This window comes from Prodigiosinella confusarubida, from assembly GCF_002847015.1.
In the GTDB taxonomy this organism is placed as follows: domain Bacteria; phylum Pseudomonadota; class Gammaproteobacteria; order Enterobacterales; family Enterobacteriaceae; genus Prodigiosinella; species Prodigiosinella aquatilis.
In genome coordinates this window covers 4,497,818-4,509,827 of the sequence record NZ_CP025085.1, presented here as the reverse complement: position 1 = coordinate 4,509,827, position 12,010 = coordinate 4,497,818, and the positions used below count along the sequence as shown (strand labels likewise).

The following is a 12,010-nucleotide window of genomic DNA, read 5'->3' as shown; positions in this document are numbered from 1 at the left end:
GATTACTAACTCCTGACCAAATTTTGCTACAAGTTCAAGAATATTATCTCTATTCAGGAAGCCAGATTCAGCGCGCCACGACAAGGCGTGCCTGACATCCGAACGATATGTCCGTGACTTCGATTTGGTGGCTGCTGCCACAGAGACTGATGTTATGTACTACTCTATTTATATTGGTAAATCTGTCCCGGCAAGCGGTGAAAGACGCTCCGGCGTGTACCACTCAGGGATGCAACTGAATCGAACGCAGGAGGGCGCTATGTGCTCTAGGTGGTACTGCGTGTTTATACCCGTCATCTTTCAAGTGGCAGGTGTGTTGGCTGCGTTCGCTTACCCGAATCACTTACCTGAGTAAGCTCATCGGGACGCTCTCTTGCCGCCTTCCTGCATCTTGAAATCTATTGGGTATAGCTTGTCATTACGGTTGCGTTCGCAAACAAGAGCGAAGCGGCGCTTTCTCCGCTAGCAGTAAGTATCTCTCCAGAGGAGCGATGAAATGCCTATCCATCACGTTGACTTAAATAACCAGTCCAGCCGGTTGGATATTTATGCCACGAAAGCCTCACAAGACAGCCTCCCCAAGTATCAGCTTCCAAAAGGTCGTACTGAACCTCGCGCCGCCTATGCGCTCGTTCGGGATGAACTTTTGCTGGATGGGAATGCCCGCCAGAACCTCGCAACCTTCTGCACCACGTGGGTGGAGGACGAGGTCAAGCAACTCATGACCGACTCGATCGACAAAAACATGATCGACAAAGATGAGTACCCCCAAACAGCCGAAATCGAAAATCGCTGTGTCCACATCATTGCTGATCTCTGGCACGCGAATAAATCTCGGAAAACGGTGGGGTGTTCAACGACCGGATCAAGCGAGGCGGCCATGCTGGGCGGCCTGGCGTTCAAGTGGGCATGGCGTAAGCGCCGGGAAGCAGCAGGTAAGGATACGAGCAAGCCAAACATCGTGACGGGTCCGGTGCAGATCTGTTGGAAGAAATTCGCTCGGTATTTCGATGTTGAGATCCGTGAGGTGCCACTGGAAGGGGACGCCCTTGGTTTGAAACCTGAAGACCTGCGCCAGTATTGCGACGAAAACACGATCGGTGTCGTGGCGACGCTGGGTGTCACCTTCACCGGTATCTATGAACCCGTTGAGGCGCTGGCGAAGGAACTCGATGCAATGCAGCGCGACCTCGGGCTCGATATTCCTATCCACGTGGATGCGGCGTCCGGCGGATTCATCGCTCCTTTCATTCAGCGCGACCTTGTCTGGGATTTCCAGCTAGAACGCGTCAAATCTATTAACGCTTCTGGCCACAAATATGGCCTGGCCCCCCTTGGTGTGGGCTGGGTGATCTGGGCATCCCAGGAAGACCTGCCCGAAGAGCTGATCTTCTACGTGGATTACCTCGGTGGCAACATGGCCACATTCGCGTTGAACTTCTCGCGCCCCGGCGGTGAGATCATCGCGCAATATTACAACTTTCTGCGCCTTGGTCGCGAGGGCTATACCGCGGTCCAGCAAGCCTGCTCTGATACCGCCCAATGGCTGGGTGAAAAGTTGGCGGCGCTCGAGTGTTTTGAGATGGTCTATGATGGTCATGGCGGTCTTCCCGCGGTTGCCTACAAGCTAACCGATACGGTTCAAGGCTTTACGCTTTACGATCTGTCGGAACGGGTACGGATGGGCGGATGGCAGATCGCCTCCTATCCACTGCCAATGAACCGTCAGGAAACGGTCGTTCAACGCATCCTGATCCGCCATGGGGTTAGTCGGGATCTGGCGCAACTGCTTCTCGACGATATCACGCGATCGATCGATCACCTCACGAAGAACCCGATTCTGAACTCTACGGCGAAGCCGGGGTTCCATCATGGCTGATCTTGAACACGGCGACAGGGCGATCCTGAAATCCGCCATCAATAGCGTAGGATTGCCGCTGCTTTTCATCGCCAGGTCTGCTGTAGCCCAGGGCGATACTACTCCATCGGCCAGTGGCGTTATCGGGCAGGTGTTCGACACGATCCGTCCTGTGACGGAGACGGGAATTCACGGTTTTTTCCAACTGTTGGGCAACCAGCCGATTGCGTTTGTCCTGCTCGCACTTGCCCTTGGCACGCTGCTCGGAAAGTTCAGCTTCAAGACTATTTCTCTCGGGTCTACGGCAGGCACCCTTTTGGTGGGGATCGTGCTCTCGATGATCGCCGAAGCCGCGTACGGCATTACCTATGCGATTCCGGGCATCTTGTCGTCCTTTATGCTGCTGCTCTTCATGTATGCCCTTGGGCTGAAGGTGGGACCGCAGTTCTTTTCAGGTCTGCGAAAGGGTGGCCTGGCGTTCGTCTGTATCGGACTGATCGTCTGGAGTCTGAACTGGGTCATCTGCTATTTCGGGGCAAAGCTGGTAGGTCTCGCACCGGGCTATGCGACCGGGTTGATCTCGGGAAGCTATACCATCACGGCGATCCTGGGCGTCGGTCAGGGTGCATTGGCCAGCGGCGCGTATACGCCGCCGGCGGGCATGACGGTCGCGGAAGTCGGTGCCAATATGGCGGCCGCTTATGCGATCAGCTATGTTCTGTCTACGGTGGGCATCATACTGTTGATCCGCTATCTTCCACGCCTCTTCGGTCGAAACGCTGTCGCCGACGCGAAACTGGCGGAGGCCGAGTTCAGCGGTGGTGCTACGCATCCTGTGCCAGGTGCCCCCGGTGCGTTGGTTATGGGGTTTTCTCCCTTCGGCGTCCGCGCCTTTGCCGTCACACATGAAAAGTTCATCGGCCGCACGGTGTCGCAACTGGCCGAAGACTTTCCCGAAGCGCCCATCCTGCGCGTCGTACGGGACGGCGAGATTGTTGACCTGGACAGCGATCCAACTGTGGAAAAGAATGACATCGTCACGGTGCGTGCAGATGTGGACAACCTTATCCTGGAAGAGGGCGAGTTGATTGGCCCGGAATCCGACGACTCGCTGGCTCGGAACGTCCCGATAGAGGTTGCCGATGTACACATTAGCTCGCACAAACTATCCGGGCAGAGTTTATCGGATCTTGGCCGGATTATGCCGGGCGGCGTCGCCGTGCGGGCCCTGTTTCGTGGCGGTACTGAACTGCCTCTCGGGCCAAAGAGTGATGTCCGGTTCGGTGACGTACTGCGACTGAGTGGCCCAGACGTGGCACTACAGAAAACGGCAAAGCGACTGGGCGGACATGCCATCCTGCCGACCATGAAGTCAGAGGTGCTTTATCTCGCGCTGGCCATGTTGGTGGGCTATCTCGTGGGTATTGTTACAGTTACGATTTCGGGTATCCCCTTTGCGTTCGGAACATCAGCCGGGGTAATCATGGCGGGTGTGGGCGTGAGTTATTTCCGAAGCCGAAATCCTGACTTCGGTGGCCCTGTACACGAAGGCGCGCGGAGCTTCCTTCAGGATTTCGGTCTGAATGCCTTTGTCGCCGTCCTTTCAGCCAATGTCGGTCCCAAGGTTATTACCGCTCTTGGCGGCGACACGATCCTGTGGCTTGCGCTGATCGGTGTTATCGGAGCACTAGTGCCGCCGTTCGTTGCTTTCTGGATTGGGATCAAGGTGTTCGGTCTGAACTCGATCATTGCCGATGGTGCCGCCACGGGAGCCCGCAACAGCACACCGGGCTTGAACGCGATCATCGAGGAGTCTGGTAGTTCCATCGCTGCCGTACCCTATCCGGTTGGCTATGCGTTGACGACAGTGCTTGCTCTGATTGGTGGCTACTTCTCAATGATACTGTCTTGATGGTGCTCGGTACATATAGCGATCTCCGTTGATGGCAAACCGGGAGATCGCTAAACGGCTCTGTGCTTGAACTCCAGGGGGTATATTGTTGTCTTGTCATCGTGGCCTTGCTTTCGTTGGTTGATTTGAAAACAAGGTGAGGGCTAAATCAAAGACAGATCAGCAAGTTTAACAGTGCAAAAAAAGACCGAAAAGCAATTATGCTATTCGGTCTTTCTGCGACTGAGTGTTGGCGGGTTAGCCCGCAGTCGACATTAGGCCAGATCGAAACGGTCGGCGTTCATAACCTTAGTCCATGCCGCAACGAAGTCCTGCACAAACTTGCCCTTATTGTCGTCTTGTGCGTAGACCTCAGCGTAGGAGCGCAGTATCGAGTTCGAGCCGAAAACCAGATCGACACGCGTGGCGGTCCATTTCACGGCGCCTGTCTTGCGGTCGCGAATTTCGTACAGGTTGCGCCCCACAGGCTTCCAAGTGTGAGCCATGTCGGTCAGGTTGACGAAGAAGTCGTTTGTCAGAACACCCGCGCGATCAGTGAACACCCCATGCCTGGTGCCGCCGTGATTGGTGTCGAGGACGCGCATGCCACCTACCAGAACCGTCATCTCGTGCGCGGTCAGGCCCAGCAGTTGAGTGCGGTCAAGCAACAACTCTTCGGCGTTGACGACGTAGTCCTTCTTCATCCAGTTACGGTAACCATCGGCCAACGGCTCCAACACATCGAACGACTCGGCATCCGTCATGTCCGGTGTGGCATCGCCACGACCAGGTGCGAAAGGTACGACGACGTCGAAACCCGCCGCTTTGGCAGCCTGCTCGACCCCGACATTCCCAGCCAGGACGATGACATCGGCCACACTGACCTTGGTCTGCGCCGCAATACCTTCCAGTACGGCCAGCACCTTGGCCAGCCTGGCTGGTTCATTGCCTTCCCAGTCCTTTTGTGGGGCCAGACGGATGCGTGCGCCGTTGGCGCCACCGCGCTTGTCCGAACCCCGGAAGGTGCGGGCGCTGTCCCAGGCCGTGGACACCATTTCACTGATGCTCAGCCCGCTGGCTGCGATTTTTGCCTTGACGTCGGCTACATCGTAATCCTTGCGACCGCCAGTCACTGGATCTTGCCAGATCAGATCTTCTTTCGGAACATCTGGGCCAATGTAGCGTGCCTTCGGCCCCATGTCGCGGTGGGTCAGTTTGAACCAGGCGCGTGCAAAGGTTTCAGAGAAGTAGGCTTGGTCTCGGGCGAAGCGTTCCGAAATCTTCCGATACTCAGGGTCCATCTTCAGGGCCATATCGGCATCGGTCATGATCGGGTTATGGCGGATAGAAGGGTCCTCGACATCGGCTGGCTTGTCTTCTTCTTTGATGTTGATCGGCTCCCACTGCCATGCACCTGCCGGGCTCTTCTTCAGTTCCCAGTCATAGTTTAATAACAGGTGGAAAAAACCGTTGTCCCACTGGGTGGGGTGGGTGGTCCACGCGCCTTCGAGACCGCTGGTCACCGTGTTGCGGCCAATGCCGCGGCTGGTCTTGTTGATCCAGCCCAGGCCTTGATCTTCTACATCAGCGGCTTCGGGATCGGGGCCTAGTTGCTTCGCATCACCGTTACCGTGGCACTTGCCCACCGTGTGGCCGCCAGCGGTCAGGGCCACGGTTTCTTCGTCGTTCATGGCCATGCGCTGGAAAGTGACGCGCACGTCGTGGGCGGTCTTGATCGGGTCGGGTTTGCCATCTACGCCTTCCGGGTTCACGTAGATCAGTCCCATCATCACAGCGGCGAGTGGGTTCTCCAGATCGCGCTCGCCAGAGTAGCGGCTGTTAGCACTGCCACTGGGGGCCAGCCACTCTTTTTCTGAACCCCAGTAGGTATCCTTCTCGGGGTGCCAGATATCTTCCCGGCCAAAGGCGAAACCAAAGGTTTTCAGACCCATCGATTCATAGGCAATAGTGCCAGCCAGGATGATCAGGTCAGCCCAGCTGATCTTGTTGCCGTATTGCTTCTTGATCGGCCACAGCAGACGACGAGCCTTATCCAGGTTGACGTTGTCGGGCCAGGAGTTGATCGGTGCAAAGCGCTGATTGCCCTTGCCACCACCGCCACGACCATCAGCGATGCGGTAGGTTCCTGCCGAGTGCCAGGCCATACGGATCATCAGGCCACCGTAGTGCCCCCAGTCCGCCGGCCACCATTCCTGGCTGCTGGTCATCAATGCCTTCAGGTCTCGTTTCAACGCATCGACATCGAGCTTTTTGACTTCTTCCCGGTAGTTGAAGGCCGCACCCATCGGGTTGGTCTTGCTGTCGTGCTGGTGAAGGATGTCCAGGTTCAGGGCCTTAGGCCACCACTCCATGTTGGACATGCCCGCAGATGTGGCACCGCCGTGCATGACTGGGCACTTACCAGCGGAACTTGCATTTTTATCTTCCATCGAGCACTCCTGTTATTTGTTGATATTTTTGACTAAAAAGCGATGTAGGCCCGCATCTACTCGGAATATCCTTGCAGATGCTTTTAAAAAAAAGCTACAGCAACTATAGGCTCGCATGTGCCATTTTGAAATGGATGAAGGGGGGTTTCTGACCAGAATGGCTTAATTATTGTAATAGGTAAAAACAATGAATGAAGGAAAAGAAAGATAAAGTGGCCTATCGAAGCTCCTGGTTGACAGTGACACGCTGTACCTGATGACTCATAATTTCTACTTGAATGTCACCATTCCCAAGCCAACAGTCTGCACAATATGTTTCGGATCAAGCCGCCAGTGGCTGGCGGTTTGATTATGAGGTGCGTTGTTGTTGATTGGGTTCAGGCGCCGTAGCCCATCACCTGCAACAGGTGTTGGGCCTGTTGCACCGCATCTTGACGGTGCGTGACGCCGAGCTTCTGATACAAATTGCGAATGTGGGTTTTTATCGTGGTGGCGGCCACCGTCAGCTCACCGGCAATCTGCTCATTACTGTAACCGGAGTAAATCAGCCCCAGTACCTGCCATTCACGCTGGGTCAACGGACTGGTGCGGATCAGTTCTGGCACTTGCGGATGGGTCAGTAACTTATTCACAAAGCTTTCGTCAAAATGGGCGAATTTATGCCGATGATGCTGATTGATATCGCGCAGGATTTGCTGCGCCCGGCGCTGTGCCATGTCCGGCAGTAAATTGAGCTGAATAAGTTGGCGCAACTGCTGCGCCATCATCTCGCTTTCAATCACAAAATGGCTGATGAACCCGGTGCGGTTGGCGAGTTCCAGCGCTTCAATCAATACACGCTGGGCTTCATTTTTACGTCCGGTGTGCCAGTAGAGTAGGTTGCAGAGGATCAGGTTGCGATTGAGGTCGCTTATCAGCTTCAACTGACGGGCATTGGTATTAAGTTCATCCATCACGACTTCGGCTTCGTCGAACTGTTCCAGCAGAATTTGCATGCGGGCAATGTTGCGCCACTGGCCTTGCAGGAAGTGATTGTCGGCCATGCCAGGCTTGGCCGTCTGGTTAAGCCAATTGCGCGCCGAGGTTTTATCGCCGACCATTTGCCAGTAAATCACCCTGGGTTTGTCGGCATTGGTCAGCCAGTCAGTGTGGTACTGGCCGTTTTGTAGCAGGCTTTCGCAGCGCTGTAAGTAATGGTGCGCATTATCGAGATGTCCGCGGGCCAGTGAGCATTTGGCCAGCATGGCCAGGCACTGCAACTGCTGCTGGGGATGGAAGTTAGCCAGCACTTTCAGTCCGTCACGGGCGGCGTTTTCAGCATCGTCGAGATGCGCCCATGACCACAAAAGCTGTGAGCGCAGCCGCAGCAGAAATTCGTGCATCGGCAATTGCTGCAGATGCTGTTCACGTACCAGTTCAAACGCCTTGTCCTGTGTTTCATAAGCGGCCTGCAAAAACCCCTGTGCAATCAGAATTTCACTCTGTTGCAACAGTGCCCACAGGGCATAGTGGCAAGCCTCGTGGCGGCGGGCAATCTGTTCTGTTTGCTGCATCAGGGGCAACGCGCGGCTTAAATCACCCTTGCAGTGCTGAATCTCACCGGTCACCGAGGTGGCGACAATGCGGCTGTAATAGCTGGAATAGGGCAGATACCGCAGCGCATGCGTCGCCAGTTTCTCGGCTTCATCCTGCTTGCCGTCATTAATGGCGGCCTGTGCCCGCAGCGCATCAAATTCGGCGTTGAGGGTTTTATCCATCTCGATATGTCGGCGTTGCATCTCGTTTTCGGCGCGTTCCAGCAGCATTTCTACTTCACTGTAACGATGCTGGCTTTGGGCCAACCAGGCTTGTAGTAGCGCCAGTTTCGGAGCCTGAATCAGCCATTCATACGGCAGCGCATTCAAGCACTCTTCCAGCAACGTCAGTTCGCTCTGATTGAACAGCGACCATGCGTGTTGCAGCAGTATATCGCGTAGTAAATGGGTGTCATCTGCGCCGAGTGCGTGATGGATAGCCTCTGTCGGGAAGTCCAGCGCGAGCCATCCCTCTGCCGCGAGGCGGTGAATAGCGGGTAACTCGGCCGGCAGTTCCCTCTGGCAGCGCTGGCGCAGGAACGTGGCGAACAACGGGTGGAAGTTGAACCACTCGCCGCTGTCGTCCATACGGTGAATAAACAACCCCTGACGTTCAAGCTCCTCCAGTCGCTGCTGGCCGTTGTCTTCGCCGGTCAGTTTGACGATCAAAGAATCATTCATCGAGCGCAGCAGTGAACAGCGCAACAGGAAGTTACGGGTTGGCGCATCGACGCGGTCCAACACTTCATCTCCCAGATATTCTGAAAGATGGCTGGCGTTCAGTCCGGCCAGTTTTTTAGCTGACTGCTGCGCTGACGCAGTAGATGCGCTGGACTGGCGTGCTGAGAGTGCAATCAGTTGCAGCGCAGTGGCCCATCCTGCGACGTCGTCACACAGGCGGCCGCTTTCAGCCCGTTCAATCGGCTCTGACAGACGGCAGTCAAAGAATTGTTGGGCTTCGGCATGATTGAAGGCCAGTTGCGCGGCATCCAGCTCCAGCAGTTGATCTCGCACACGCAGATTAGCGATGCCTAACGGTGGCAGGGTGCGTGACAGCACCATCAGAGTGATATTTTCCGGCTGATGGCGCAGGAAAAAGCGCATCCCTTCGTGGATGGTGTCATTGGAAATCAGATGATAATCGTCAATCACCAGCAGCAGCGGGCGGTACCAGTCAGACAGCTCGACAAATAATTGCGCAAACAGCGCCGACAGGTTCGCGTACTGATGTTTCTGGCTAAGTGCTTCACTTTTGACGCAGTGCCCGCCGGTGGCCTGTTGGATGGCGGCCACCAGATAGCTGGCAAAACGCTCCGGTTTATTGTCGCTTTCGTCCAGCGAATACCAGCCAAGATCGTTTTTTCCGGCTGCCCAGTGGGCAACCAGCGTGGTTTTTCCGTAACCGGCAGGCGAGGCGACCAGCACTAGACGGTAATTTTGTGCAGAGGCAAGTTTGGCTAACAGGCGCTCGCGCACTACGGTATTTTGTAGCCGCACCGGGCGGCTGAGTTTCGAAGGGATTAGCATGGTTATCCATTCTTATGACGATAAACTAACGGGAGGTATATTTGTTTTACAATGCGTAATTAATAGTATTACCAAGGTCTTTCAATGCAGCGGGTATAACAATATTGTTACGTTTTTACGTGTTGGTAAGTTGCACTGCATCACAGTTTTACTATTTGTTTTTACACTACTTAATTCCGTCTGTACTACGCCCTTTATCTCCTCCCTCTCTAATCCCCGGCGGGATGATGCCGCTCAGTAGGCTTCCCTTCAGCATACCGTTATCGTCTGCAAAATTACCTGCTCAGAGAGGATCTATGTCACAACTCACCTTAGAAAAAACACAGTTTCAGGATGCCCTGACCCGCCAGTGGCAAGGCTTTGGTCTGCAAAGCGCACAGGATATGACGCCGCATCAGTGGTGGCAGGCAGTCAGCAGCGCGCTGTCCGAACAGCTCGCGGCGAGACCTCTGGTGCAGGATCAGAAACAGGATCAGCGTCACGTAAATTACATTTCGATGGAATTTTTAATTGGCCGCCTGACTGCCAACAATTTGATTAACCTCGGCTGGTACGACAGTGTGCGTGAAGTACTGTCTGAGCAAGGCGTAGAACTGGCTGATGTGCTGGAACAGGAGACCGATCCGGCGCTGGGCAACGGCGGTCTGGGACGCCTGGCTGCCTGTTTCCTTGATTCAATGGCGACGGTCGGCCAGCCTGCTACCGGTTACGGGCTGAACTACCAGTATGGTTTATTCCGTCAGTCATTTGACGAGGGCAAACAGCAGGAAGCGCCGGATGACTGGTATCGCGAAAGCTATCCGTGGTTCAGCCACAACAGCCGCTTGGCGGTGGACGTCTCCTTTGGTGGGAAACTGACGAAAAACAGCGCCGGAGTGGAGCAGTGGCAGCCCGCGTTCAGCCTGCGTGGCGAAGCCTGGGATCTGCCGGTGGTTGGCTACCGTAACGGCGTCAGTCAGCCGCTGCGCCTCTGGCAGGCAACGGATCTCCACCCGTTCGACCTGACGCTGTTCAACGACGGACAATTCCTGAAGGCCGAGCAAAAGGGCATTGATGCCGCCAAACTTACCAAGGTGCTCTACCCGAATGACAATCATCAGCAGGGCAAACGCCTGCGTCTGATGCAGCAATATTTCCAGTGCGCCTGTTCGGTGCGAGATATTTTGCGTCGCCATCACTTCCTTGGCCGTAAGATTGAAGATCTGCCTGCTTTTGAGGTTATCCAGCTTAATGACACTCACCCGACTATTGCTATTCCCGAGTTGTTGCGCATTCTGATCGACGAACATCAATTGACCTGGGACGTCGCCTGGACTATTACCAGCAAAACCTTCGCTTACACCAACCACACACTGATGCCGGAGGCGCTGGAGTGCTGGGATGAGAAACTGGTTCGTAGCTTGTTACCGCGCCACTTTTCGCTGATTAAGCAGATCAACGCTCGCTTTAAAAAGTTGGTGGAAAAACAGTGGCCGGGCGACAACGCAGTATGGGAGAAGCTGTCGGTGCATCAGAACAAGCAGGTGCATATGGCTAATCTGTGCGTGGTCAGCGGGTTTGCGGTCAACGGTGTGGCAGCATTGCATTCTGATTTGGTCGTGAAAGATCTGTTCCCTGAATATCACCAGCTTTGGCCGAATAAATTCCATAACGTGACCAACGGCATCACGCCGCGCCGTTGGCTGAAACAGTGTAATCCGGCGCTTTCTGCGCTGATTGATGAGAGCCTGAAAAGCGAATGGATCACTCATCTTGATGTGCTCAAAGGGTTGGAAAAATTCGCCGATGACGCGGCCTTCTGCGAGCGTTATCAGCAGATCAAATACGACAACAAAGTACGTCTGGCCGCCTACGTTCAGCAACGCATGGGCATCACTCTGAACCCGGAGGCGATTTTCGATGTACAGATCAAGCGCCTGCATGAGTACAAACGTCAGCATCTCAATTTGCTGCATATCGTCTCACTCTATCGCCAGTTACGCGAGAACCCGCAGATGGATAGGGCGCCACGCGTATTCCTGTTCGGTGCCAAGGCGGCGCCGGGCTACTACCTGGCAAAAAATATTATTCATGCGATCAACAAGGTGGCGGAAAAGGTCAACAACGATCCAATCGTCGCCGATCGTCTCAAAGTGGTATTTATTCCTGACTACCGCGTATCGGTGGCTGAGCTGATGATCCCCGCGGCGGATATCTCTGAGCAGATCTCGACCGCCGGGACGGAAGCTTCCGGCACCGGCAACATGAAACTGGCCCTGAACGGCGCGCTAACTGTCGGCACGCTCGATGGTGCCAACGTCGAAATCGCTGAGCAGGTCGGTGAAGAGAATATCTTCATCTTTGGTAATACGGTCGATCAGGTTAAAGCCCTCAAAGCGGACGGTTATGATCCGCTGGAGTGGCGCAAAAAAGATAGACACCTTGATGCGGCGCTGAAAGATCTGGAAAGCGGTATGTTCAGTGACGGTGACGAGAGTGCCTTCAGCCTGATGATCGACAGTCTGCTGACGGGTGGCGATCCCTATCTGGTGTTGGCCGACTTTGCCCAATACTGCCAGGCGCAACAGCAGGTTGATGCGTTGTACCGTGATAAAGCGCAATGGACACGACGTACTATTCTCAATACCGCTCGTGTCGGCATGTTCAGTTCAGATCGCGCGATCCGCGATTATCAACAGCGGATCTGGCAGGCGAAGCGCTAAAGGAGCAG

5 protein-coding genes are annotated in these 12,010 nt (G+C 54.9%); 3 read left to right on the top strand and 2 right to left on the bottom strand.

Translation table 11 applies throughout. The features are described 5' to 3' along the window. Positions 1 to 496: 496 nt before the first annotated feature. Positions 497 to 1,879, top strand: a complete 1,383-nt coding sequence (locus CWC46_RS20585) for a glutamate decarboxylase (RefSeq protein ID WP_021014662.1) — start codon at positions 497 to 499, stop codon at positions 1,877 to 1,879. After that, positions 1,872 to 3,770, top strand: coding sequence for an aspartate:alanine exchanger family transporter (locus CWC46_RS20580; RefSeq protein ID WP_021014663.1), 1,899 nt, complete (start codon positions 1,872 to 1,874; stop codon positions 3,768 to 3,770). Before CWC46_RS20585 ends, CWC46_RS20580 begins: the two co-directional genes overlap by 8 nt. 254 nt (positions 3,771 to 4,024) lie before the next feature. Here the strand turns inward: CWC46_RS20580 and katG are convergent, their stop codons facing one another. Together katG and malT are read right to left on the bottom strand one after the other, a co-directional pair. Further along, a complete protein-coding gene (katG, locus tag CWC46_RS20575; RefSeq protein ID WP_021014664.1) occupies positions 4,025 to 6,199 on the bottom strand; it encodes a catalase/peroxidase HPI in 2,175 nt (724 codons plus the stop codon). Between the two features lie 377 nt (positions 6,200 to 6,576). After that, positions 6,577 to 9,300 carry an HTH-type transcriptional regulator MalT gene (gene malT, locus CWC46_RS20565; protein ID WP_021014665.1) on the bottom strand — a complete coding sequence of 908 codons (2,724 nt, stop codon included), beginning with the start codon at positions 9,298 to 9,300 and terminating at the stop codon, positions 6,577 to 6,579. Between the two features lie 296 nt (positions 9,301 to 9,596). On the opposite strand from malT, the gene malP reads away from it, so the two are divergent. Further along, positions 9,597 to 12,002 (top strand): maltodextrin phosphorylase, encoded by a 2,406-nt coding sequence (gene malP, locus CWC46_RS20560; RefSeq protein WP_021014666.1) that lies wholly within the window; start codon positions 9,597 to 9,599, stop codon positions 12,000 to 12,002. The last annotated feature ends 8 nt before the right edge of the window (positions 12,003 to 12,010 follow it).